Genomic DNA, 24,840 nt, shown 5'->3' with positions numbered 1-24,840 from the left:
AGAAATTTTCTTTCACCCACCGCGCTAAAAAGGCACCAAAATAGGACCGGAAGCATAGTTTTCCGGCAAATCCCGCGCCAAAAACGGCATCAAAACATACCCTTACGCCTCACCTTAAAAACGCGGCCGGACAACCAATTTAAGAACCAATTCCCTCTGCTTTCTTGCCGTCCGGCGCAGGAACCGGTAGGCTCACGGCAAGTTTAAGCTGAGTCAGACGGTTGCGCACCGGCCGCCAAAACCGGTATTTGCAGCCTTGGCACAGTGATCAGGAGCAGGGGATTCTCCCGCTCGTCCGGCCCGGAAAACAGATATGAGCTCAGCGGAAGAGACGACTTCGCAAATCCTGACCACGCATTCCGTGGGCGCCACCGTGCAGGTGGTGATCGACACGCTGTTTGCCCGCATCAAGGCAGGCACCTACCCGGTCGACACCCGCCTGCCGTCCGAACGGACGCTGGCCTCGGAACTGGGGGTTGCCCGCAACACCGTGCGCGAAGCACTGGATGTTCTGGCCAGCCAGAACGTGATCCACCGCCGCCCCGGCTCCGGCAGCTTTGTCAAATTCCGCTCCGATCCCAAGCCCGAAACCTCCTACTCCTCGCTGGCCAAGGAAGTGTCGCCGCTCGACCACCTGGTTGTGCGCGGCATTCTGGAGCCGGAAATGGTCCGCCTGGCGGTGATCAACATGACCCCGCGCCAGATCGACGAGCTGGATGAGATCCTGTCACGGGTCGAGGCCGTGCGCACCGATCCCGGCGATTTCATCGAGGCGGAGGAGGATCTCTACCGCAAGATCGCCGAGGGCACCGGAAACCCGCTGCTGCACTCCTGCTACGAGCTGACGATCGAGGCCTGCCGCCTGTCCTACCGCACCGCCCTGCGGCGCCGCCACCTGACGCCGCAGCGGATTCAGGACTACCAGAAACGCTACAACACGCTGTTCAACGCCATCGCCTCACGCGATGTCGAATCCGCGGTGGAATTCATCAAGCTGCACCTGATCGACGAACAGAAGCTGCTGCTGCAGGAAATCTGAGCCCGCGCGGCTGCCGCCCCTGCGCTTGCGGCGGCCCCGTCAGCCCCCGGTCAGCCTTGCACGGCGCGCGAGCCGACCTGGCTGCCCGGCGCGCCGCTTTCCAGACGCTGGTGCCACAGCTGCCCCAGCGCCTCCATCTCTGCCTTCAACAGATTGGAGTGCTGTGCCAGCCAGGCAGGGATCGACCTGAACGCAGCAATCCGCGCCTTGCCGTCCCGAATGGTGACCACCGGCCAATCGCCGACCAAGGCATTGGAAATGCCGAAAATATCCTCGCCCCACCATTCCGCGTGGCCAAAGGCGTGGGTGACATGGCCCAGCTGTTTCATCGCCGCCAGCACCGACAGCGGCTCAACCGACCCCGCCTTTTCGACCGCGCTGTGCCAGATATCCAGGATCGCCACATACTCCCAGCTCACCGCGGACCAGCTGCCCGGGAAGCGGCGGTTGTACTCCTCATAGAACTCATTCGGGCGGTTGAAGAAAAACGCCTTCTCCCGCAGCATCGGGTCGTCGAAATCCGGGAACTGGAACACCACCCCTTCCATGAATTCGGCTGAGGTCTTCTCCACCAGCTGGTCATAGCCATCCATGGTGCAGCTGATGATCTGCCCCTTGAACCCCTTGGCATGGGCGTATTGCGTCATCGCATGCACCATCGGCGCATAGGACGAGCACCAGCACAGGATATCGGCGCCGCTTTCCAGCATCGGGTCCACCACCGGCGCCGGGTCGCTGGCGGCCGGATCATACTGCACTTCCCGCAGGATCTGCTTGCCCGCCGCCTTGAACGCCGCGCGATAGACGGCCTGCGCGGGCAGCCCCAGCAGATCGGCCTGGCTGCACAGGGCGACGGTTTTCAGCTCCGGCCGGTTTTCCGCCAGCCACGCCACCCCGGTCACATTCTGGATCGGGTGCGCCTCGCTGGGCGCAATCAGATAGGGCGTGTCCGGCGACAGGTCGGTGGGCAGCAGGGTCGACGTCAGCACCTTGTTGCGCATCAGAAAGCCGCGCACCGCCGCAAAGGTGTCCCCGCCCAGCATCAGCATCAGCTTGACGTTATGCTTCTGCACCAGCTCCACCGCGCCCTCCAGCGAGCGTTCGGGGTCGTGGCCGCAGTCGTAAGAGTGGATGCGGATCGGGTAGCGGCGGCCGCCGATCAGCAGCCCGCCCGCCTTGTTCAGACCGTCCTCCCAGATCCGGCAGCCGTTCAATCCAGGCAGCCCCCAGCTCTCGACCCGGCCCGAAAGCGGGCCCAGAAAGCCGATATTCACTGATTCTGTCATCCCCACCGACAGCCGGGGCAGCGCCGCGCGCGCGGCCAGCTGGTGCGCAAAACTCGTCGTCTTCATGTTCTGAATCCTAACGATAAAATTCCCCCCCGCCAGTCCAATCAGGGAAAAAAAGTATTCCTTCGGTGAAAATATGTTGACTCGGCGGTGCAATTTTGGACCTTATTGGATCAGACCAAAAGAACCAAACAACAATATTGGTCCATACCAATGGGAGAGCCACATGACCAAGAAACGCATTGCCATCATCGGCGCCGGCCCCTCCGGCCTGGCCCAGCTGCGCGCATTCCAGTCCGCCGCCAACAAAGGCGAAGAGATTCCGGAGATCGTCTGCTTTGAAAAGCAGGACGACTGGGGCGGCCTGTGGAACTACACCTGGCGCACCGGCCTGGATGAAAACGGCGAGCCGGTGCACTGCTCGATGTACCGCTACCTGTGGTCGAACGGCCCCAAGGAAGGCCTGGAATTCGCCGACTATTCGTTTGAGGAGCATTTCGGCAAGCAGATTGCCTCCTACCCGCCGCGCGCCGTGCTGTTCGACTATATCGAAGGCCGGGTGAAGAAGGCCGGCGTGCGCAAATGGATCCGTTTCAACTCTCCCATCCGCTGGGTTGACTATAACGAGGACAAGGGCAATTTCACCATCACCGTGCACGACCACACCAAGGACAGCACCTACAAGGAAGACTTCGACCACGTGATCTGCGCCTCTGGCCATTTCTCCACCCCGAACGTGCCGTTCTACCCCGGTTTCGACACCTTCAACGGCCGCGTGCTGCACGCCCACGACTTCCGCGACGCCCGCGAGTTCAAGGACAAGGATATCCTGATCCTCGGTGCCTCCTATTCCGCCGAAGACATCGGTTCGCAGTGCTGGAAATACGGCTGCAAATCCGTCACCTCCTCCTACCGCTCGGCGCCGATGGGCTTCAAATGGCCGGACAACTGGGAAGAGAAACCGGCGCTGGAATCGGTCAGCGGCAACACCGCCACCTTCGTCGACGGCACCCAGAAACAGGTCGACGCGATCATCCTCTGCACCGGCTACAAGCATTTCTTCAACTTCCTGCCGGACGATCTGCGCCTGAAAACCGCCAACCGCCTGGCCGCCGCCGATCTCTACAAGGGCGTGGCCTACGTCCATAACCCCAAGATGTTCTATCTGGGCATGCAGGATCAGTGGTTCACCTTTAACATGTTCGACGCCCAGGCCTGGTGGGTCCGCGACGCGATCATGGGCAAGATCGAGATCCCCGCCGACAAGGAAACCCTGCTGGCCGACGTGAAAGAGCGCGAGGAGCGCGAAGAAGCCTCGGACGACATCAAATACGCGATCAAATACCAGGGCGACTACGTGCTGGAGCTGATCGAGGAGACCGATTACCCGACCTTCGACGTGGCCGGCGCCTGCCAGGCCTTCTACGAATGGAAGGGGCACAAGGCCCAGGACATCATGGCCTTCCGCAACAACTCCTACAAATCAGTGATCACCGGCACCATGGCGCCTGTTCACCACACCCCGTGGAAGGACGCCCTGGACGACTCGCTGGAATCATATCTGCAAAACTAAGCAGATCCGCCCGCGCCGTTTTCCCCTTCCTGTACGGCGCGGGCACCCTTTCGCTGCTGTGCGAATCCCCTTTCGCAAGCTAAGATCAACCCCATGCAGCGCGACAACACCATGACCCTCGGCTTTCTGATTTTCCCCGGCTTTCCAATGGCCTGCCTGACATCGGCCATCGAACCCCTGCGGGCGGCAAATGAAATTGCCGGCACCGAAACTTTCCGATGGAAACTGATCTCCGAGACCGGCGCCAGCGTGAACGCCTCCGCCAATGTGGCGTTCCAGCCCGACTGTTCGCTGGACCAGACCGAAGACATCGACACCCTGTTCCTGCTGTCCAGCCCGCAAGGCAAATTCCAGGACCCCAAGGGCTCCAACGGCAAGCTGCGCCACCTGGCCCGCCACGGCACCAAGATGGGCGCGGTCTCCGGCGGCGTGTTCCCGCTGGCCCGCTCCGGCCTGCTGGACGGGCACAGCTGCTCGGTCCACTGGTGCTACAAGGCCGCCTTCACTGCCGAATTCCCGTCGCTGGCCACCGTGGACGACGTGATCGTGCTGGACCGCCGCCGCTTTACCGCCAGCGGCGCTGCGGCGATGTTCGATCTGTCGCTGAAACTTATCGAACAGACATTGGGCGATGCAGTGATGACCGAGGTCGCCTGCTGGTTCCAGCATCCGATGGTCCGCGCCGAGGGCGTGCGCCAGAAGATCCCCGCCTTCAAGACCGACAGCACCGCCGACAGCCTGCCGCCGCCGGTCGCCAAGGCGGTTGAGCTGTTTGCCGACAATCTGGAGCATCCGGTGTCGATCCGCGATGCGGCCAGCGAAATCGGCGTCTCGCCGCGCCAGCTGGAACGCAGCTTCAAAGCCGCTACCGGCCAAAGCCCGGCCATCTACTACCGCACCCTGCGGATGAACGCGGCGCGGCAGCTGGTGATGTATTCGCGCGACTCGATCACCTCGATCGCCAATGCGGTGGGCTACGCCACCTCCTCCACCCTGTCGCAGCACTACCGCGAAAGCTTCGGCGTCACCCCGCAGGAGGAACGCCGCAAGGTGAACCTGTTCCGGGTCCAGGACAACCGGCCGATCCCGTCGGTCTGACGCCGCGGCCCTTTCTCGAAATAGCCCCTAGCAGCCGCGCTCAGTCCAAGACTGTTCCGGTTCTTTTCATCTTTCCGGAAATACTCCCGCCGGAGGCATCCAGCCCCCGCACGCAGGCCAGCCAGTTCCTTTGACCGTCTCCGTCCGCCAAAGGCAAACCGCCCGGCACTATGGCCGGGCGGCTTCAATCGGCGTGCAGTTTACTCAGATAACCGACTTCGCCGCCGCCGTCAGTGCGTGATGCAGCGATGCTGCGGAGGAGCGCGGGCCGATGACCGAATATCTCTCCCCCGGCTCATGGCACAGCAGGAACACTCCCAGATGCTCGATCGAGGTGCGGGTGGCATCTCCCGCCTTGCCCGCGCGGATGTTGGCGTTGCACAGCCGCTCCAGCACATCGTAACAGCGCGCACCCTCGATGCCGAAACTGCACCAGCCGTCGGTCTGCTCCACCACGGAGCCCGCGCCGCCGACTGCCCGTTTCAGCTCAGCCGCCAGCAGCTCGTGGCTGTCATGCGGGGCTGAGACCATCCACAGATCCGGCCCCATCCACCAGGCGGCAAACTCCCCTGCCGCGCTCCAGCGCGCAGCCTCCGCCAAGGCGCCGCCCAGGTAAGCTGCGGCGGCGGATTTAACCGCCTGCCCCTGCCCTTGCCGCGCCGCCAGCGAGGCCAGCGCCCGGTCGGTGACTTCCCGGATCAGGAAGCCGGTGAAGGCGTCCGCCCGCGGCTCATGCCCGCCCAGCGGAGAGATGGCTTTCAGCCCATGCTGATCAAACTTACCCACGGAGACGCTCCCCTTCCGGATCCACAAAATGCGCGCTGACAACCTCGACCCGGGTTTCCTTGCCCTCCAGCGGGTTGACTGCGCGGATCACCTCGCCCAGCCGCGCGTCGCCGCGCTTCAGGAAGCCGATCCCGATCGAACAGCCCAGCACCGGCGAATAAGCGGCTGAGGTGATGTAGCCCTGATCGGTGGCGGCGCTGACCTCGCCCTCGGCGTTCATCAGATGCGCCCCGGCCTGCACCGGATCGGCAGAATTGACCGGCTTGAAGCCCACCAGCTTCAGCGCATCGTCCTGGTTCATGCCCGGCCGCTCACTCAGCACGTTGCCGATGCAGTCCTTCTTCTTGCTGACCATCCGCCCCATGCCCAGGTTCAGCGCCGAGGTGGTGCCGTTCAGCTCATTGCCGGCCGCATGGCCCTTCTCGATCCGCATGACGCCCAGCGCCTCGGTGCCGTATGGCACCGCGCCGAACTCCTCGCCCGCTTCCATCAGCTTACGGATCATCGCATCGCCGTACCGGGTCGGCACCGCGATCTCATAGGCCAGCTCGCCCGAGAAGGAGATCCGGAACAGCCGCGCCCGGCAGCCGCCCGCGACGGTCACTTCACCGCAGCCCATGAACGGGAACGCCTCGTTCGAGATGTCGAACTCGGGGTCCACGACCTTTTGCAAGAGCTTGCGGGCATTCGGACCCGCCACCGCGAACTGTGCCCAGGCCTCGGTGGTCGAGATCAGCTGCACATCCATGTCCGGGAACAGGCACTGGCGCGCAAACTCCATGTTGCGGTAGACCAGAACTGCGTTGGCGGTGGTGGTGGTCACCACGAAATGATCCTCGGCAAACCGCGCCGCGGTGCCATCGTCATAGGCGATGCCATCCTCGCGCAGCATCAGGCCATAGCGGACCTTGCCCACCGGCAGCTTGGCAAAGGCGTTGGCATACATCTTGTTCAGGAACTCGGCGGCATCCTTGCCCTGCACGTCGATCTTGCCCAGCGTGGTCACGTCGCAGACGCCGACAGAATTACGGGTTTGCAGCACCTCGCGGTCCACCGACTGCCGCCAATGGGTTTCGCCCGCCTTGGGGAACCACTGCGCCCGCAGCCACTGGCCCACCTCGACAAACACCGCGCCCTGCTCCTCAGCCCATTTGTGGCTGGGGGTCTTGCGGGTGGGGCGGAACTCTTCGCCCACCGACCGGCCCGCCATCACACCGAAGGACACCGGCGTATAGGGCGGGCGGAACATGGTGGTGCCGACCTCGGGGATCTGCTTGCCCGCCAGCTCGGCCATGACCGCCAGACCGCCCATGTTGGAGGTCTTGCCCTGATCGGTCGCCATGCCCAGTGTGGTATAGCGCTTCAGATGCTCGACAGAGCGGAAGTTTTCCTGATGCGCCAGCTTGACGTCCTTGACGGTGACGTCGTTCTGCTGGTCCAGCCAGGCGCGGCCCTTGCCTTCCTTCACGTACCAGAAGGGGGTCACGTTAACCGGCGCATCCTCGGCCTCGGGCAGATCACCCGCCTTGGCCTCGATCCCCAGTTCCGACAGTGCAGCCACCGCGCCCTCGGCCCCGGCCCGCAATGCGGCTGCGGTGGAGAAATCGCCATTGGCCGCACCTGCCACGGCCATGTTCTGCGGCAGCTCTCCCGCCGGCACAAAGGCTGCAATGTCCTCGCGCCAGGCCGGGCGGCCGCGCTGGTGGCAGGTCAGATGCACATTCGGGTTCCAGCCGCCGGACACCGCCAGCGCGCCGCAAGGCACGTCGCGGGTGGAGCCATTTGCCAGACGCACCCGCGCCCATTCCAGACCCAGCCGGCCCTTGGTGCCGATCACCTGCGCACCGGCAAACAGCTCGGCACCTTCGACCTTGGGCGCATCGGCGCGGGTGTCGATCACCGCCGTCACCTTCACGCCTTTGGCGATCAGGTCGGCAGCAGTGCGGTGGCCGTCGTCGTTGTTGGTGAAGACCGCAACCGTCTGATCCGGCGTCACCGCCCAGCGGTTGGCATAGGCGCGCACCGCACCGGCCAGCATCACGCCCGGACGGTCGTTGTTCTCAAACGCGATGGGCCGCTCGGTGGCGCCTGCCGCCAGCATCGCCCGCTTGGAGTAGATCCGCCACAGGATCTGCCGCGGCTTGCCCGCCTCCGGCGCCGGCACATGATCAGCCACCCGCTCCACCGCGCCATAGATGCCGTGGTCGAAGGCCCCGATGATGGTGGTGCGCGGCATCACCCGCACATTCGGCATCGCGGCCAGTTCCGCCTGCGCCAGTTCCACCCAGGCGGAACCGGTCAGATCACCGACGCCGAATGTTTCGGCATTGAGGCGCCCGCCCAGCAGGAAGTCTTCATCCGCGATGATCACCTGCGCCCCGGCCCGGCCCGCGGTCAGCGCCGCCATCAGGCCGGCGGGCCCCGCCCCGATCACCAGAAGGTCGCAATGCAGGAAGCCCTTGTCATAGGCATCCGGGTCGGCCTCGAAACTGATGCTGCCAAGGCCGGCCGCCTTCCGGATGATCGGCTCATAAACCTTCTCCCAGAACGCCGCGGGCCACATGAAGGTCTTGTAGTAGAAGCCCGCGGTCAGGAAGTTCGAGAACCGGTCGTTTACGCCCATGACGTCATGCTGCAGCGACGGCCAGCGGTTCTGCGAATTTGCCTCCAGCCCGTCATACAGCTCCGCCACGGTGGCGCGGGTGTTCGGCTCCTGCCGCCCGCCGCTGCGCAGCTCGACCAGCGCGTTCGGCTCCTCCGAGCCGGAGGTCAGCACGCCCCGCGGACGGTGGTACTTGAACGAGCGGCCCATCAGCCGCACGCCGTTTGCCAGCAGGGCCGAGGCCAGCGTATCGCCCTCAAACCCCTGGTAGCGCTTGCCGTCAAAGGTGAAGCCCAGCTTCCTGCCGCCGTTGATCAGACCGCCGTCCAGACGGTTGACCTGCACCCCCTTGCGGGTGCCATTGCTGCCATCTGCACGGAACGCCATGGCACCGGCATTGATCACTGCGTCAGTCATTTGCTGCGCCCCCTTGCCCGGGCCACATCGCGGGCCAGTTCGACAGTCAGGATTTCATGGGTCACGGTGTTGCGGGTCACCACCAGCCAGGAGCGGTCGCCCTGCTCATGGAACCACAATTCGCGGTGCTCGCCCGCCGGGTTGTCGCGCAGATACAGGTAATCGTGAAACTGATCCGCCGCGTCTTCGGCCTGCCAGTCCGGCCGGTCGATCAGGCTGGCGTCCCCCAGATAGGTGAACTCCTGCGCATCCCGCGGCCCGAGGATCGGATGGTTGATAATCATCGCTTCTGTCCTTTCCTCAGTGCAGGTTCGGCTGGGCGCCCTGGCCCTTTTCGTCGATCATGCAGCCGCGCCGGAACCGGTCGAGCCGGTAGGCCGCGGCCACCTTGTGCGGCGTGTCCGTCGCCAGCAGATGCGCATAGCACCAGCCCGAGGCCGGGGTTGCCTTGAACCCGCCGTAGCACCAGCCGCCGTTGAAATAGAGGCCGTCGATATGGGTCTTGTCGATGAAGGGCGAGCCGTCCATCGACATGTCCATGATGCCGCCCCAGCTGCGCAGCATCCGCACCCGGCCCAGCATCGGCATCAGCGCCATGCCGCCTTCCATCACGTCCTCGACCACCGGCAGGTTGCCGCGCTGCGCATAGGAATTGTACATGTCCAGGTCGCCGCCGAAGACCAGGCCGCCCTTGTCCGACTGGCTGACATAGAAGTGGCCCGCGCCGAAGGTGACGACACCGTCCAGCACCGGCTTCAGCCCCTCGGAGACAAAGGCCTGCAGCACATGGCTTTCGATCGGCAGGCGCATCCCCGCCTTCTCCATCACCCGGCTCGACGATCCGGCAACGCAGCTCGCCACCTTGTTCGCACCGATAAAGCCCTTGCTGGTCTCCACGCCCAGGCATTTGCCGTTCTCGATCCGGAAGCCGGTGACTTCGCAGTTCTGGATGATGTCCACGCCCCGCAGGTCGGCACCGCGGGCATAGCCCCAGGCCACCGCGTCATGGCGCACGGTGCCGCCGCGGCGGTGCAGCAGTCCGCCCTTGATGGGAAACCGCGCGTCGTTGAAGTTCAGGAAGGGGTACATCGCCCGCACGCCCTCGGCATCCAGCAGCTCGGCGTCCGAGCCGTTCAAGATCATCGCATTGCCCCGGCGCCGCGCCGCATCACGCTGCGCGTCCGTATGCACCAGGTTCAGAATGCCGCGCTGGCTCACCATGGCGTTGTAGTTGAAGTCCTGCTCCAGCCCTTCCCACAGTTTCAGCGACAGCTCATAAAACGGCTCGTTGCCATCCAGCAGGTAGTTGGAGCGGATGATGGTGGTGTTGCGGCCCACGTTGCCGCCGCCGATCCAGCCCTTCTCAATCACCGCGACATTGGTTACCCCATGGTTCTTGGCCAGGTAATAGGCCGTCGCCAGCCCGTGCCCGCCGCCGCCGATGATCACCACATCGTAGCTTTTCTTGGGTTCCGGATCGCGCCAGGCGGGGCGCCATCCCTTGTGGCCCGTCAGGGCCTCCTTGATCACTTTCAGGCCGGAGTACCGCATGATGTCCTCATCAACTGTCCTTGCAACAGTTGTTGAGAAACGCCGGTCTTCACAGAGCGATTTCGGACACCCGCCGCGCCATTTGCGGCAGCAGCGCGAATTCACCCATTCGGCTGCGGCGGGATAACCGGCACCCGGAGGCTGTCGTTAGAAAGCAAACTTCTGATTACATTGACAAAATAAAGAATTCAAAGACAGGTGTCCGAAAATCCCCGCGCTGCCCGGTTTGCGTCACCCGCCCGGACATCCGCGCCAGATGCGGCAGCAGCGACTCACTCCGTCAGATCAATCTGGTCCAGTTCGTTCAGCAGATCCAAAAGCGCCTCATAGCGTTCAGGCCCCATCCTGGCCCGGGTCCGGTTCATCAGCTCCAGACTCGCCTCGATGTTGTCGGCGATGACCTTCTCGCCCGCAGGCGCGATCCGCACCACCTGGCGGCGGCGGTCCTCCTTGTCGCGCGCGCGGCTGATCAGCTGCTTCTCCTCCAGCTTCTGCAGGATCCGCGTCAGGCTTGGCAGCAGCAGGCAGGCCTTGTCAGCGATCTGGGTCGGGTCGATCGGCCCGTCTTCCTGCACCACCCGCAGCACCCGCCACTGCTGCTCGGTCAGACCCGCGCCGCTCAGCAGCGCCCGGATCGGACCCATCACACGTTCCCGCGCCCGGAGCAGAGCAATTGGCAGCGAACGGTCGGTGGCCGGCATCATCTTGGTCATAGCCGATTATCACCCCCCTGCAGGCTAAACGCAATTGCTGCTTGGATTTCTTCTGCTTGACCAGCAGCCCTCATTTTGCTAAACATGTTAAGCAATTCAGGAGGGCACTGGATATGCCGCACATCATGCTGGACTACTCCGCCAACATGGAGGACCGCACCGACATTGCCGCGCTCTGCCGCCATCTGCGCCAGGCGGCAGCGGAAACCGGCGTGTTCCCGTTGGCCGGGATCCGGGTGCGCGCCTTTGCGGCCAGCCATGCCTCCATTGCCGATGGCGATCCGCAGCACGGCTATATCGACATCTCCATCCGGCTGCGCGCCGGGCGCGATCTGGACACCCGCAAGCGCGCCGCCCAGGCCGTGTTCGCGGCAGCACAGTCCTTTCTGGAACCAGCCTTGCAGCAGCACTCCATCGCGCTGTCGCTGGAGATGCGCGACATCGACCCGGAGCTTTCCCCGAAATGCGGCACCATCCGCGACCACATGCAAAAGGCGGACCCGTCATGAGCGATCTGGCCACCAACACCGCAACGCTGAACCGCCATCTGGCCCGCTTCCGCACCGACGGCATACTGAACCTGATCAACGGCGAAACCCGCCCCGCCGCCTCCGGCGCCACGTTCGAAACACTCTCGCCGGTGGATGAAAGCGTGATCTGCCCGGTCGCCAAGGGCGGCGCCGAGGACATCAGCGCCGCCGCCCAGGCCGCCAAGGCGGCCTTCCCCGCCTGGCGCGACATGCCGGCGCTGGAGCGCAAGAAGATCCTGCACCGCATCGCTGATCTGATCGCCGAACGCGCCGAGGAAATCGCGCTCTGCGAATGCTGGGACACCGGGCAGGCCCTGCGCTTCATGTCCAAGGCCGCCCTGCGCGGCGCCGAAAACTTCCGCTTCTTTGCCGACAAGGCCACCGCTGCCCGCGACGGCCAGCAGCTTCAATCGCCGACGCTGATGAACGTGACCACCCGCGTGCCGATCGGCCCGGTCGGCGTCATCACCCCCTGGAACACGCCCTTCATGCTGTCCACATGGAAGATCGCCCCTGCGCTGGCGGCGGGCTGCACTGTGGTCCACAAACCGGCCGAATTCTCCCCCCTCACCGCCCGCATCCTGGCCGAAATCGCCCATGAAGCCGGCCTTCCGCCGGGCGTCTGGAACCTTGTGAACGGCTTTGGCGAGGATGCGGGCAAGGCGCTCACCGAACACCCGGACATCAAGGCCATCGCCTTTGTCGGCGAGTCCAAGACCGGCTCGATGATCATGAAACAGGGCGCAGATACCCTGAAGCGGGTGCATTTCGAACTGGGCGGCAAGAACCCGGTCGTGGTCTTCGACGACGCCGACCTCGACCGCGCGCTCGATGCGGCGATCTTTATGATCTACTCGCTCAATGGCGAGCGCTGCACCTCCTCCTCGCGCCTGCTGATGCAGGACAGCATCGCAGAGGCGTTCGAGGCCGAGCTGATCGAGCGCGTCAACAGCATCCGTGTCGGCCACCCGCTGGACCCCGCGACCGAGGTCGGCCCGCTGATCCACAAGGTGCATTTCGACAAGGTCACCTCCTACTTCGAGACCGCCAAGCAGGACGGCGCCACCATCGCCGCCGGCGGCACCCGCGCGGGCGGCAAGGGCTGGTTCGTTCGCCCCACCCTGTTCACCAATGCCAGCAACGATATGACCATCGCGCAGGAGGAAATCTTCGGCCCGGTCCTCACCGCGATCCGCTTCAAGGACGAGGAGGAGGCCCTGACATTGGCCAATGACACGCAGTACGGCCTCACGGCTTATGTCTGGACCAATGACCTCACCCGCGCCTTGCGCTTCACAAACGCGCTGGAGGCCGGGATGATCTGGGTGAACTCCGAAAACGTCCGCCACCTGCCCACGCCCTTTGGCGGGGTCAAGGCCAGCGGTATCGGCCGCGACGGCGGCGATTGGTCGTTCGAGTTCTACATGGAGCAGAAACACATCGGCTTTGCCACCGGCCGCCACAAGATCCCGCGCCTCGGCGCCTGATCCGGTCTTCTTCTGGCTCAAAATATCCCGGGGAGCGCGAGGGGCCGGCCCCTCGCTCCCGCACCCGGCCTCAAGCGAAAGGTCCAAACCATGCCCGTTCCCGCCCCGAACCTCTACCCGCCCTTCAACATCGTGCGGCTCAGCCATGTGGAATACGCCGTCACCGACCTCGCCGCCTCCCGCGCGTTCTACGTGGACACGCTCGGCCTGCAGGTGACGCATGAGGATGACAGCCGCATCTACCTGCGCGCGATGGAAGAACGCGGCCACCATTGCATCGTGCTGGTTCAGGCGGACACGGCTTCCGTCGGCGTGCTCGGCTTCAAGCTCTACGATGAGCCGGACCTGGACAAGGCGGCGGAGTTCTTTGCCTCCAAAGGGCTGCCGGTGGAATGGATCGAACGTCCCCATATGGGCAAAACCCTGCGCACCCGCGACCCCTGGGGCATCCCGCTGGAATTCTACGTCAAAATGGACCGGCTGGCGCCGATCCACCAGAAATACAGGCTCTATAACGGGGTAAAACCGCTGCGCATCGACCATTTCAACATGTTCAGCGCCGATGTGGATGCTTCTGTTGCCTTCTACAACGAGATGGGCTTCCGCGTGACTGAGTTCACCGAGGATGAAGACAGCGGCAAGATCTGGGCCGCCTGGATGCACCGCAAGGGCGGCGTGCACGATGTGGCCTTCACCAACGGCCTTGGCCCCCGCCTGCACCACACTGCCTTCTGGGTTCCGAACCCGCTCAACATCATCGACCTGCTCGATCTGATGTCGACCACCGGCTACGTCAGCAACATCGAACGCGGCCCCGGCCGCCACGGCATCTCCAACGCCTTCTTCCTGTACGTGCGCGACCCGGACGGCCACCGGATCGAGATCTACTGCTCCGACTACCAGACCGTCGACCCGGATCTGGAGCCGATCAAATGGTCGCTCACCGACCCGCAGCGCCAGACCCTCTGGGGTGCCCCGGCTCCGCGCAGCTGGTTCGAGGAAGGCTCCGTCTTCACAGGCACCACCCCAAAGCCCAGCGCCTTGAACGCGCAGCCGATTATTGCACCCTGATGAAAAAGACCGCGCCCGGCCGCTAGCCGGGCACAATCCCATAAGAACAAGGTAAGAAAATGAATTGGGATGAATTCTCCGAATGGGGCCGCCGGGTCGCGGACTGGACGCAGGACTATCACCTGACCGTCGGCGACCGCCCGGTGCGCGCCAGGACCAAGCCCGGCGAAGTGCTGAACGCCCTGCCCCAAACCCCGCCTGAGGCCGGCGAGGGGATGGAGGCGATCTTCCGGGATTTCGAAGACATCGTGATGCCCGGCATCACCCATTGGCAGCACCCGCGTTTCTTTGCCTATTTCACCTCCAACGCCGCCGCGCCCTCGGTGCTGGCGGAATTCCTCGCCTCCGCCATCGCGCCGCAGTGCATGCTCTGGCAGACCTCGCCCGCGGCGACGGAGATGGAGACGCGGATGATGGACTGGCTGCGCCAGGCGCTGGACCTGCCGGACCAGTTCCAGGGCGTCATTCAGGACTCAGCCTCCTCCGCCACCCTCGCCGCCGTGCTGACCATGCGGGAAAAGGCGCTGAACTGGCAGGGCAACCAGCAGGGCCTGTTCGCCCAAAAGCCACTCCGGATTTACTGTTCATCTGAAGTCCACACCTCCATCGACCGCGCCATCTGGGTCGCGGGCATCGGCCAACAGAACCTGATCCGCATCCCCATCAAGGGCGGCTGGCGCGGCATGGACCCCGGCGCGCTGGAGGCGGCAATCCAGGCCGACCTCGCCGCGGGCCATCAGCCCGCGGGCGTCATTCTCTGCGTCGGCGGCACCGGCGTTGGCGCCACCGACCCCGTCGATCAAGTGCTGGACGTGGCAGAAAAATACGGCCTCTACACCCATGTCGACGCGGCCTGGGCCGGCTCTGCGATGATCTGCCCGGAATACCGCCACTACTGGCCGGGCGTGGAGCGCGCCGACAGCATCGTCTTCAACCCGCACAAATGGCTGGGCGTGCAGTTCGACTGCTCCGCCCATTTCCTGAAGAACCCGGACGATCTGGTCAAAACCCTCGCCATCAGCCCGGAATACCTCAAAACCCACGGCCATGACGGCATCATCAACTATTCCGAATGGTCTGTGCCACTGGGCCGCCGCTTCCGCGCGCTGAAAATCTGGTTCCTGATCCGCACCTACGGGCTGGAGGGCCTGCGCCAGCGGCTGCGCAATCACATCACCTGGTCCAACCGGCTGCACGACAAGCTCAAGTCAGAGCCTGATTTCGAGATCACCACCCCGCCGATGTGGTCGCTCTGGTCCTTCCGCTATGCGCCCGAGGGTGCCGCGGATCTGGATGATCTGAACCTGAGGCTGGTCAACGCCATCAACGATGACGGCCGCATCTACCTGACCCAGACCCGCCTCGACGGCCAGCTGGTGATCCGCTTCCAGGCGGGCCAGTTCGAGACCACCGAAGCCGACGTCATGACGGCCTTCGATGTCATCACCGAGATCGCAAGGAGCCTGACCTGATGCGCTTTGCCACCTACTCCGCCGGCGGCGAAACCTTCTATGGCGCGGTGACGGATGCGGGCATGATCGCCCTGTCGCCGCAGTTCCCGCACTGGCCCACCCTGCGGGAGGTGATCGCGGCAGACGGCCTGCCCGCACTGGCAGAGGCCGCCGGGGGCAAGCCCGTCACCCACACGGATTTCACCTATGAAATCCCGATCCCCAACCCGGAAAAGATTATCTGCGTCGGCGTCAACTTCCCGGACCGCAACGCGGAGTACAAGGACGGCTCTGCCCAGCCCAAGCATATGTCCCTGTTTCCCCGCTTCCCGCGCTCCTTCACCGGGGCAGAGCGCCCGCTGATCCGCCCGCCGGAAAACCACACGCTGGATTACGAGGGCGAAGTCGCCGTGGTGATCGGCAAACCGGGCCGCCGCATCAAACCGGAGGACGCCTACGACCACATCGCGGCGCTGACGCTGGCGAACGAGGGCACCATCCGTGACTGGGTCCGCCACGCCAAGTTCAACGTGACACAGGGCAAGAACTGGGACAATTCCGGCGCGATCGGTCCCTGGCTGGTGCCCTTTACCGACGCCGCCCAGCTGGATAAGGCCCGCATCCTCACCCGCGTGAACGGAGAGGTCCGCCAGGATGACACCCTCAGCCGGATGATGTTCCCGATCCGCGAGGAGATTGCCTATATCTCCACCTTCACCACCCTGCAGCCCGGCGACGTGATCATCACCGGCACCCCCACCGGCGCAGGCGCGCGGTTTGATCCGCCGAAATACCTGGCCCCCGGCGATGTGGTCGAGGTTGAGGTGGAGGGCATCGGCATCCTGCGCAACACGGTTGAGGATGAGATATGACCCCGAAGGAGCACCAGGACGCCGCGGACCGTCTGTTCAAAGCCGAGCAAACCGGCCAGCAATGCGGCCTGCTCTCCCTGGCCTATCCCGGCATGACGCTGGACGATGCCTATGCGGTTCAACAGGCTCTGATAAGGCAAAAACTGGCGTCCGGGCGCAGCAAGATCGGCTGGAAAATCGGCCTCACCAGCCGCGCCATGCAGCAGGCGCTGAACATCACCACCCCCGACAGCGGCGTGCTGCTGGATGACATGGCGTTCGAAAACGGCGCCACGGTCCCTGCTGGCCGCTTCATCCAGCCGCGGGTGGAGGCGGAGATCGCATTCATCATGAAATCCCCCCTCGCAGGCGCCGAATGCACCCGCGAAGACGTGCTGGCCGCAACGGATTATGTGGCGCCCTCGCTGGAGATCCTCGACACCCGCATCCTGCGTGCCGACCCGGCAACCGGACAGGCCCGCATCATCACCGACACCATCAGCGACAACGCCGCCAATGCAGGCGTGGTGCTGGGGGCGGAGCGCCACGCCGTGGACGCCTGCGACCTGCGCTGGACCGGTGCCATCGCCGCCCGCAACGGCACGGTGGAGGAAACCGGCCTCGGCGCGGGCGTCCTGAACGATCCCGTCACCTCGGTCCTCTGGCTGGCCCGCCGGATGGCTGAATATGGACAACAGATCGAGGCCGGGGATATCGTGCTCTCGGGCTCTTTCATCCGCCCCATCGAATGCCCGCCGGGCACGGAGATCGCCGCCGACTTCGGCCCCTTCGGTTCCGTATCCATCCATTTCGCCTGACAGGAGGCCCCGCTCATGCCCGCGCCCAAGAACCCCTTCAAACAGGCTCTATCTCAGGGCAAACGCCAGATCGGCTGCTGGATGAGCTTTGCCGAGGCCTCCACCGCCGAGATCATGGGCACCTGCGGCTTCGACTGGCTGGTGATCGACGGAGAGCACGCGCCCAACGATATCCGCTCGATCCGCGACCAGCTGATGGCGCTGGCGGCCTCGCCCAGCCATCCGGTGGTGCGGGTGCCGGTAGGGGAGACCTGGATGATCAAGCAGGTGCTGGATGCCGGCGCGCAGACCGTGCTGGTGCCGATTGTCGAAAGCGCCGAACAGGCCCGCGAGCTGGTCCGCGCCTGCCACTACCCGCCCAAGGGCGTGCGGGGCGTCGGCGCCACAGCGGCGCGCGCCACCATGTTCGGCTCGGTTCCCGAGTACATCCAGACCGCCGATCAGGAGGTCTGCCTGCTGGTGCAGGTGGAAAACCGCGCCGGAATGGCCGCCCTGGACGATATCCTTCAGGTCGAGGGCATCGACGGCGTCTTCATCGGCCCCGCGGATCTGTCGACCGACATGGGCCACCAGGGCAACTCCGCCCACCCGGAGGTGCGCGAAGCAATCGCCGATGCCATCCGCCGCATCAAGGCCGCAGGCATCGCCCCCGGCATCCTCGGCACCACGGATGAGGCCACCCAGGCCTACGCCGGTATGGGCGCGCAGTTCCTGGCGGTCGGCATCGACGTGATGGTGCTGGCCAGGAACGCCCGCGATCTCGCTGCCAAGTGGAAGGCAGACTAGCCCCCAGGCGCAAGCCGCAAAAGGAAGCCCTCCCGCGCCCGCCCGCAGCCCTGGCTCCGCCAGCGCAGCGGCAGCGGCCTTGGGCGTGGCACCGCGCCTTGCGCGGTGCCACGCCCAACGGGAGGAAGGTATTTCCAATACCTGACGCCGGGCGGGAGCCTCCCCCCGCCGCAAGGCGCCGCGCCCGGATCAGTCCCGGATCACGCAAGGATCAGCGCAGCACCATCCCCTCGGGCCAGTTCAGCGTGGTGTCCAGCCGGATGGTGCGGCTTTCACCTGCTGCGATCTTCAGATCCCAGGCCAGAATGCCGCGCTGCTTCTCCACATCCTCCTCCGCAGGCCGCGGTTTCGCGCTCCAGCCGATCTCCAGGTCGTCCTGCTGCGAATAGGGCACCCGGTCCAGCACCCGCACCGCCCAGTCCTGCCCGGTCCGGTTCTCCACCTCGATCTCCACCGCCTGCACCTGCTGGCTGCTGCGCGAGATCAGGCCCTGGCCGCCTTCGCTCTGATCCAGCACATCGCGGCGCAGCTCCAGGCCCTCGACCGGGCCGAACCCGGCCTCCATCTCCGCCCCCGGCGCCAGCCCCGCAAACCCTTCAACCGCGATCAGCTTGCCATCCGCAAAGCGCGGCACCTCCGCCGCACCCAGCAGTTGCTCGCCAAAGCTGTTGGTGAATTTAACCACCCTGTAGGCGGTCTGATCCCGCAACGGCACGGCCACCGCCCTCAGCTCAGCCGCGGCAGTCAGGCTGTCCATCTCCAGCCGCAGCAGATCCGCGCCGGAGGCCACGGTGACAGGCGCGCCAAACCGGTAGGTGACAGCGGCGCCGCTGCGATCCGCGCTCCACTCAAGCGCCTCCTCCGCAACTGCGGCCGCCTCTGCCGCCGGCTCCGCCAGCGCGCCCATTTCAGAGTCGAACGATTGCAGCCGCTTTTGCGGGCGCGGCAGCTCCGGCGCCTCGACCCGGCGCAGCCAGGGATGCAGCGCGGAGGGGCTGCCCTGCCCGGAGGGCGTTGCCGTCGACAGCGTCAGCGCTACATCCTGCCAGTTCTCGCCGGTGTCCTGTGCCAGCAGCACCGCCCGCTTCAGGGTGAGTTCAGCCGCATCCGCTGGCTTATCCGCAGTGCTGAGGTGCATTTCATAAGACGGCTGCCAGCCGATGCTTCCGGCCCCTTCGGTGAGGTAGCGGACCGTCACCGTGCCGTCGCCCGCCTGCTCAGCCTCGATATCCACCGCGATGAACAGCCGGTCCCGGTCTTCCAGCGAAATCGCCGCCAGCGCCGCGCGGGCCTCTGCCAGATCTTCCTCCAGATCCTCCAGCTGCAACCCGATCCGCCGCGCCTCAGCCTCGGCCGCCACCGCCGCCTGGCTGGCGCCCGCGGCCTCCTCCGAAATCATCCGGGCAATCGCGCTCAGCGCCGCGGCATCGGCCTGCGCCAGCCCCTCGTTGCCGCCCAGCTGCTGCAGGAACCCGATCGAGGCTTCCGCCGCCCGGACGCCGGCCCGCGCCCGCTCTGCCTCGTCGCGGACCGCAGCGATGCGGGCCTCCGCCGCACGGACACGCGCCTCGGCGGCCTCGATCTGCGGATCACCGGCATCGCGCGGCGGCGCGTAATCCTGGCGCAGCTGCGTGGCAATGCGGCGGGCCCCGGCGATCTCCACTTGCAGGCTGCTCAGCCGCGCAGAGAGCGGCACGTTCTGCAGGATCAGCCGGTGCCGCCCTTCCGTCAGCGTCAGCGCCGCGCTGCGGGTCACTTCGGCCAGGCCCGGGTAAAGGGTCACTTCAGACACCCGGCTGCTGACCGGAATTTCGTCCGCCGCCGCCGGTGCGGCAGCCAAGCCGCAGCAGGAGAAGGCAAAAGCCATCAAGGAAAATCGCATTGGCATCTCTCACTCAGGAAATAAGGGCGGGCAAAAACGCCCGCCTGATGCCAAACCTACCCTTCCGTCTCCGGCGTGGCCAGCACACTCAGGCAGCCTGGGCAGAGGGCCGTTGCGGCTGCGACGGGCCAAAGCGCAGCTCCAGCTCCATCGGGTCGATCCCCAGATCCTCGCAGGAGGAAATCGCGGTGAGGCTGGCCGCATCGAACAGCCACAGATCCTCGCCGCGCATCCGCAGGCACAGCCCCTTGCGGCGCAGCCCGCGGCACAGGGTGAACCAGTCCCCGGCGGCGCTGAACTCGCTGGCGACATGCTGCTTCAATTCAGCCGCCGTGACGCAGCTCAGCCGGGGCTGGCGCTGCGGCTCGGGACGTGCGGCGGCCGCGGACCGGGCCGGCAGATTCAAAGGGCCAAACGACGGCAGCATCTGCGTTGCGGGGGTGGCGGTGCTGAAATCCTGCAGGGCGATCATGGCGGTCTCCTCTGTCTGCGGCGGCTGTTGCGGTTTCCTCCTCAAATTACCGGACCCGTCCGCGCACCGGCAGCCGTGCAAAAGAAAAGGGGCCGCCTCTTCCGAAGCGGCCCCCTCACCAAAAGGATATAAGGCTCAGCCTTTCTTCAGGACCTCGCGGCCCAGCAGTTCGGCAATCTGCACCGCGTTCAGCGCCGCGCCCTTGCGCAGGTTGTCGCTGACGCACCACAGGTTGATGCCGTTGTCGATGGTCGAATCCTGGCGGATGCGGCTGATGAAAGTGGCGAAATCGCCAACGCATTCCACCGGGGTCACGTAGCCGCCGGCTTCGCGCTTGTCGATCACCATGATGCCGGGCGCCTCGCGCAGGATGTCACGGGCCTCATCCTCGTCCAGGAAGTCCTCGAACTCGATGTTCACGGATTCAGAGTGGCCGACGAAAACCGGCACCCGGACGCAGGTGGCAGTGACCTTGATCTTCGGGTCGACGATCTTCTTGGTCTCGGCCACCATCTTCCACTCTTCCTTGGTCGAGCCGTCGTCGAGGAAGACGTCGATATGCGGAATGACGTTGAAGGCGATCTGCTTGGGATAGACTTTCGGCGGCACGTCCTGGGTCGGGTTATAGACCGCCTTGGTCTGATCCCACAGCTCGTCAATCGCGTCCTTGCCGGAGCCGGACACCGACTGGTAGGTCGACACCACAACGCGCTTGATCCGCGCGCGGTCATGCAGCGGCTTCAGCGCGACAACCATCTGCGCGGTAGAGCAGTTGGGGTTGGCGATGATGTTCTTGTTCTTGTAATCGTGAACCGCCTGCGGGTTCACTTCCGGCACGATCAGCGGGATTTCCGGGTCGTAGCGGTACAGCGACGAGTTGTCGATCACCACACAGCCGGCGCCTGCCGCCTTGGGCGCGTATTTCTTGGTCGCGTCAGAGCCGATGGCGAACAGCGCCATGTCCCAGCCGGCAAAATCGAAGGTGTCCAGATCCTTGGTAGTGAGTGTCTTATCGCCAAAGCTGACTTCAGTGCCGAGAGACTTGCGGCTTGCCAGCGCAGCGACCTCGTCCACGGGGAACTGGCGCTCGGCCAGGATGTTCAGCATTTCGCGGCCCACGTTGCCCGTGGCACCGACAACGGCGATGCGGTAACCCATTTTTCTGTTTCTCCAGTATTGCCCGGCCCCATGGCCGGCGCGGGAGTGATAATGCTTCCAGGCAAAAGTTTAAAGGGGGCGCATCAGTCCATGCTGTCGCGGCTGAGCAGATAAATTAAGCATCCCGCGGCCAAGCATAGCAGAAAGAAGCCGAAAATGGCGGTGTAGGGCAAAGCCGGATCGGCTCCCGCCATTTCCGCGTGAATGCGCCCGGTCGCAAACTGCATGATTCCCACTCCGCCAATGCCGAACAGGTTCAGCAGGGTCACCCCGCGCCCCGCCAGATGCGGCGGCACAAAGGCCCGGCCATGCGCCATGATCACCGGGAAGGAGGCTCCGAAAAACCCCACCGCCGCCATCATCGCAACCGGCACCCAGACCGGCGCGCCTGTGGCCATGATCAGCCCCCCCAGGGCCGCGCAGGCCAGCAGGTTGCCGCCCAGGATCACCCATTTGCGGGTGCCCAGCACCCGGTCCAGCGGCCCATAGGCAAAGGTGCCCGCAATCATCGCCGCGCCCATCACCAGCGTCGCCAGCCCCACGGCCTGGGTGCTGAGCCCGTACAGATCGCTCAGATAGGGCCCGATCCACAGCCCCCGCAGCGCGCCCGAGGGCGCATAGGCCACCAGCATCAGCGGAAAGATCGCCCACATTGCCGGCATCTTCAGCAGATCCAGCACCGATCCCTTGAGTTCGCCGTCGGGCTTGTCCGGGTCGCTCACAGTCAGGAATATCCCCGCCGCCACCGCAACCGAGACCGCCGCCAGCCCCGCCAGGGTACCGCGCCAGCCGAACAGGTCCACCGCCAGCGCCGTCGGGTAAGAGGCCACCAGATTGCCGGCCGACCCCACCCCCAGCATCAGCGCCGCCAGGGTGGCAAAGCGGGCGGGCGGGTACTGGCGGGCAAAGATGTAATAGGACGCCATCAGCACCGGCGAGCAGCCGATGCCGATCAGGAACATCGCGATGCTCACATGCAGGGGCGCCGTGGCCGCGGCAAACAGCGCCGCCCCGCCGCCGCCGCCCAGCAGCAGCAGCAGCGCCGCGGTCCGGCGCGGGCCCGCATGGTCCAGCGCCCAGCCCACCGGCAGCTGCATCGCCGCAAAGGACAGGAACCACATGCCCGAGGCAAACGCCAGATCATCCGGCGCCGCGCCGATGTCCTGCCCCAGCACTCCCGACAGCACCGCCAGAAAGGCGCGGAAAAACTGGCTCAGCACATAGGCCAGGCACAACAAGACCAATCCCGCCTGCATTTTCCGTCCCCGCAATTTTTTGTGTCTGCCGCACAGCTTGCATGTTTGGCCGCGGCGCACAATTTGTTTAGGTAGAAACCGCAGGTCACAGAAGCAGACCTCTGGCACCGGTCACCGGGGCCAAGGACCGGAGCGGGAACGCATGACAACGGACAGTTTTTACAACAGCCTCCCCAAGGTCCGCAGCTTTGACAGCCTGTCCGCCCCGGACGCATTTGCGCCGCTGCCGCCGGACTGGCATCTGTGCTGCACCGATATCGTGAACTCCACCGCGCTGATTGCCGCGGGCCGCTACAAGACCGTGAACATGATCGGCGCCGCGGTGATTGCCGCGATGCGCAATGCGCTGGAGGGCGAGGCGTTCCCCTATATCTTCGGCGGCGACGGTGCCGCCTTTGCGGTGCCGCCGCGCCACCGGGAGACCGCTGAGCGCGTTCTGGCCGCCTTGCGCGGCTGGACCGGGGCGGAATTCGGCGTCACCCTGCGCGCCGCCATGGTGCCGCTGCGCGGGATCCGGGCAGAGGGGATGGACGTCGCCATCGCCCGCTATGCCGTGTCGGATCAGGCCGATTTCGCGATGTTCAGCGGCGGCGGGCTGGCCTGGGCCGAGGCGCAGATGAAAGCGGGCGCCTTCGAAGTGCCGCCGGACCCGCAGGCCGCACCGCCCGATCTCTCCGGCCTCTCCTGCCGCTGGAGCAACACGCCCGCCCGCAATGGCGTTATCCTGTCGGTGGTCGTGCAGCCTGCGCCGGGCACGGACCCGCAGGCGTTTGCCCGATTCTCCTCCCGCCTGCTGGCTCTGGCAGGAGAACTGAAGGACAACGGCCATCCGGTCCCGGATACCGGGCCCAAACTCGGCTTCCCGCCCGCCGGGCTGGCGCTGGAGGCGCGATCCTCGCGCGGCAAAACCCCTCTGATTTTACGGAAGCTTTATCTTTTGGCGCACAGCGCCCTCGCCGGGCTGATCTTCCTTGCCAAACGGCCCGCTGGCGGGTTCGACCCGGTGCATTACCTGTCCGTGCTCAAGGCCCATTCGGATTTCCGCAAGTTCGACGACGGCCTGAAGATGACGCTGGACTGCACGCCAGAGATCCGCGGCCGGATCCGCCGGCATCTGGAGCAGGCGGCAGAGGCCGGGCTGGTGCAGTTCGGCCTGCACGAACAGGACGCCGCCCTGGTCACCTGCATCGTGCCCTCCCCGGTTGAGGACAGCCACGTGCATTTTGTCGACGGGGCGGCAGGCGGCTATACGCAAGCAGCCGCCAATCTGGCGGCTGCATTTGGTGTCAGCAAAGGGACGCCCTGACCTCAGACCGGGGCGAAAGTGCCCGCCTTGGGGTCATAGCATTCCAGACCGCCCTCGCCGATGTCGGTCCACAGCCCGTGCAGACTCAGCTCACCCGCCTTCACCGCCGATTCGATGAACGGGAAGGTCATCAGGTTCTCCAGCGAGGCGACAACCGCCTGACGCTCGAACTGGCGTGCCTGTTCAACCGGATCCTGGATGTCCTCAACCCCTTCGAATTTGGGCTTCAGGATGTCCATCCAGCGGCCGACGAAACTGGTCTTCTGTTCCAGCTGCGGCGCCTGGCCCTTGCACATGTCGATGCAGCCCTGCACGCCGCCGCACTGGGAATGGCCCAGCACGATCAGATGCGCCACCTTCAGCGCGGTCACGGCGTATTCCACCGCCGCCGAGGTGCCGTGATGGTCGCCATCGGGCGCATAGGGCGGCACCAGGTTGGCAATATTGCGGTGAATGAAGAACTCGCCCTGGTCGGCCCCGAAGATCGAAGTCACATGCACCCGGCTGTCGCAGCAGGAGATCACCATCGCCCGCGGCCGCTGGCCTTCGGTCGCCAGGCGGCGGTACCAGCCCTGATTCTCCTCATAGGATGTGGCCTTCCACCCATGATACCGGGTCACCAGATAACTGGGCAGGGGTTTGGCAAATTCCATTGGCATGTCCTGTCAACGTTCGTGTTGCCGGGCTTGATACCCTGCATTGTC

Annotated in this window: 22 protein-coding genes; 11 read left to right on the top strand and 11 right to left on the bottom strand. The window is 65.1% G+C overall.

Features of this window, described 5'->3' with window-relative positions; all coding sequences use genetic code 11:
• Window positions 1–313: 313 nt before the first annotated feature.
• Window positions 314–1,039: a FadR/GntR family transcriptional regulator gene (locus tag DAEP_RS0116510; protein WP_008553696.1), complete on the top strand. Its 726-nt coding sequence runs from the start codon at window positions 314–316 to the stop codon at window positions 1,037–1,039.
• 50 nt (window positions 1,040–1,089) lie between these two features.
• Here the strand turns inward: DAEP_RS0116510 and DAEP_RS0116505 are convergent, their stop codons facing one another.
• Window positions 1,090–2,391 (bottom strand): ABC transporter substrate-binding protein, encoded by a 1,302-nt coding sequence (locus tag DAEP_RS0116505; protein WP_027245429.1) that lies wholly within the window; start codon window positions 2,389–2,391, stop codon window positions 1,090–1,092.
• A 163-nt stretch (window positions 2,392–2,554) separates the two neighbouring features.
• Here DAEP_RS0116505 and DAEP_RS0116500 point away from each other — a divergent pair, with 163 nt between their 5' ends.
• Together DAEP_RS0116500 and DAEP_RS0116495 are read left to right on the top strand one after the other, a co-directional pair.
• Complete coding sequence (locus tag DAEP_RS0116500; RefSeq protein WP_027245428.1) at window positions 2,555–3,901, top strand: NAD(P)-binding domain-containing protein; 1,347 nt, start codon at window positions 2,555–2,557, stop codon at window positions 3,899–3,901.
• A 93-nt stretch (window positions 3,902–3,994) separates the two neighbouring features.
• The gene (locus DAEP_RS0116495) at window positions 3,995–4,999 is read left to right on the top strand and encodes a GlxA family transcriptional regulator (RefSeq protein ID WP_008555885.1); all 1,005 of its coding nucleotides are present in this window, start codon (window positions 3,995–3,997) and stop codon (window positions 4,997–4,999) included.
• 204 nt (window positions 5,000–5,203) lie between these two features.
• Here the strand turns inward: DAEP_RS0116495 and DAEP_RS0116490 are convergent, their stop codons facing one another.
• The 5 genes from DAEP_RS0116490 to hpaR form a co-directional block, all read right to left on the bottom strand.
• Complete coding sequence (locus DAEP_RS0116490; RefSeq protein WP_027245427.1) at window positions 5,204–5,785, bottom strand: sarcosine oxidase subunit gamma; 582 nt, start codon at window positions 5,783–5,785, stop codon at window positions 5,204–5,206.
• Window positions 5,778–8,774 (bottom strand): sarcosine oxidase subunit alpha family protein, encoded by a 2,997-nt coding sequence (locus DAEP_RS0116485; RefSeq protein WP_051337511.1) that lies wholly within the window; start codon window positions 8,772–8,774, stop codon window positions 5,778–5,780. Before DAEP_RS0116485 ends, DAEP_RS0116490 begins: the two co-directional genes overlap by 8 nt.
• A 26-nt stretch (window positions 8,775–8,800) precedes the next feature.
• Entirely contained in the window at window positions 8,801–9,088 is a 288-nt protein-coding gene (locus DAEP_RS0116480) for a sarcosine oxidase subunit delta (protein WP_008556467.1), read from the bottom strand.
• Between the two features lie 16 nt (window positions 9,089–9,104).
• Window positions 9,105–10,355 carry a sarcosine oxidase subunit beta family protein gene (locus DAEP_RS0116475; protein ID WP_027245425.1) on the bottom strand — a complete coding sequence of 417 codons (1,251 nt, stop codon included), beginning with the start codon at window positions 10,353–10,355 and terminating at the stop codon, window positions 9,105–9,107.
• Between the two features lie 272 nt (window positions 10,356–10,627).
• Window positions 10,628–11,068, bottom strand: coding sequence for a homoprotocatechuate degradation operon regulator HpaR (gene hpaR / locus DAEP_RS0116470; RefSeq protein WP_027245424.1), 441 nt, complete (start codon window positions 11,066–11,068; stop codon window positions 10,628–10,630).
• Window positions 11,069–11,181: 113 nt separating this feature from the next.
• Here hpaR and DAEP_RS0116465 point away from each other — a divergent pair, with 113 nt between their 5' ends.
• The 7 genes from DAEP_RS0116465 (at window position 11,182) to DAEP_RS0116435 (ending at window position 18,062) form a co-directional block, all read left to right on the top strand.
• A complete protein-coding gene (locus DAEP_RS0116465) occupies window positions 11,182–11,577 on the top strand; it encodes a 5-carboxymethyl-2-hydroxymuconate Delta-isomerase (protein WP_027245423.1) in 396 nt (131 codons plus the stop codon).
• Window positions 11,574–13,085: a 5-carboxymethyl-2-hydroxymuconate semialdehyde dehydrogenase gene (gene hpaE / locus DAEP_RS0116460; RefSeq protein ID WP_027245422.1), complete on the top strand. Its 1,512-nt coding sequence runs from the start codon at window positions 11,574–11,576 to the stop codon at window positions 13,083–13,085. Before DAEP_RS0116465 ends, hpaE begins: the two co-directional genes overlap by 4 nt.
• A 90-nt stretch (window positions 13,086–13,175) precedes the next feature.
• Window positions 13,176–14,156 (top strand): 3,4-dihydroxyphenylacetate 2,3-dioxygenase, encoded by a 981-nt coding sequence (gene hpaD / locus DAEP_RS0116455; RefSeq protein ID WP_027245421.1) that lies wholly within the window; start codon window positions 13,176–13,178, stop codon window positions 14,154–14,156.
• 59 nt (window positions 14,157–14,215) lie between these two features.
• Window positions 14,216–15,628: a pyridoxal phosphate-dependent decarboxylase family protein gene (locus DAEP_RS0116450; RefSeq protein WP_027245420.1), complete on the top strand. Its 1,413-nt coding sequence runs from the start codon at window positions 14,216–14,218 to the stop codon at window positions 15,626–15,628.
• Window positions 15,628–16,479, top strand: coding sequence for a fumarylacetoacetate hydrolase family protein (locus tag DAEP_RS0116445; RefSeq protein ID WP_027245419.1), 852 nt, complete (start codon window positions 15,628–15,630; stop codon window positions 16,477–16,479). Before DAEP_RS0116450 ends, DAEP_RS0116445 begins: the two co-directional genes overlap by 1 nt.
• Entirely contained in the window at window positions 16,476–17,276 is an 801-nt protein-coding gene (gene hpaH / locus DAEP_RS0116440; RefSeq protein WP_027245418.1) for a 2-oxo-hept-4-ene-1,7-dioate hydratase, read from the top strand. The genes DAEP_RS0116445 and hpaH overlap by 4 nt, the downstream gene beginning before the upstream one ends.
• A gap of 15 nt (window positions 17,277–17,291) precedes the next feature.
• A complete protein-coding gene (locus DAEP_RS0116435; protein WP_027245417.1) occupies window positions 17,292–18,062 on the top strand; it encodes an aldolase/citrate lyase family protein in 771 nt (256 codons plus the stop codon).
• A 211-nt stretch (window positions 18,063–18,273) separates the two neighbouring features.
• On the opposite strand, the gene DAEP_RS0116430 is transcribed toward DAEP_RS0116435, so the two are convergent.
• From DAEP_RS0116430 to DAEP_RS0116415, 4 genes are all read right to left on the bottom strand, one after another.
• A complete protein-coding gene (locus tag DAEP_RS0116430) occupies window positions 18,274–19,944 on the bottom strand; it encodes a DUF4139 domain-containing protein (protein ID WP_027245416.1) in 1,671 nt (556 codons plus the stop codon).
• 88 nt (window positions 19,945–20,032) lie between these two features.
• On the bottom strand, window positions 20,033–20,416 hold the full coding sequence (locus DAEP_RS0116425; protein WP_027245415.1) for a hypothetical protein: 384 nt from the start codon (window positions 20,414–20,416) through the stop codon (window positions 20,033–20,035).
• Between the two features lie 135 nt (window positions 20,417–20,551).
• Window positions 20,552–21,574, bottom strand: a complete 1,023-nt coding sequence (locus tag DAEP_RS0116420) for an aspartate-semialdehyde dehydrogenase (RefSeq protein WP_008555055.1) — start codon at window positions 21,572–21,574, stop codon at window positions 20,552–20,554.
• An 83-nt stretch (window positions 21,575–21,657) separates the two neighbouring features.
• Window positions 21,658–22,830, bottom strand: a complete 1,173-nt coding sequence (locus DAEP_RS0116415; protein WP_027245414.1) for an MFS transporter — start codon at window positions 22,828–22,830, stop codon at window positions 21,658–21,660.
• A gap of 142 nt (window positions 22,831–22,972) precedes the next feature.
• Between DAEP_RS0116415 and DAEP_RS0116410 the strand changes: the two genes are divergently transcribed.
• On the top strand, window positions 22,973–24,136 hold the full coding sequence (locus DAEP_RS0116410; protein WP_027245413.1) for a DUF3095 domain-containing protein: 1,164 nt from the start codon (window positions 22,973–22,975) through the stop codon (window positions 24,134–24,136).
• Window positions 24,137–24,138: 2 nt separating this feature from the next.
• Here the strand turns inward: DAEP_RS0116410 and DAEP_RS0116405 are convergent, their stop codons facing one another.
• Window positions 24,139–24,789, bottom strand: a complete 651-nt coding sequence (locus DAEP_RS0116405; protein WP_008553343.1) for a carbonic anhydrase — start codon at window positions 24,787–24,789, stop codon at window positions 24,139–24,141.
• Between the last annotated feature and the right edge of the window lie 51 nt (window positions 24,790–24,840).

Origin of the sequence: Leisingera daeponensis DSM 23529 (assembly GCF_000473145.1) — a bacterium.
GTDB lineage: Bacteria > Pseudomonadota > Alphaproteobacteria > Rhodobacterales > Rhodobacteraceae > Leisingera > Leisingera daeponensis.
The sequence above is the reverse complement of the archived record's forward strand: the minus strand, read 5'-3'. Positions and strand labels throughout refer to the sequence as shown.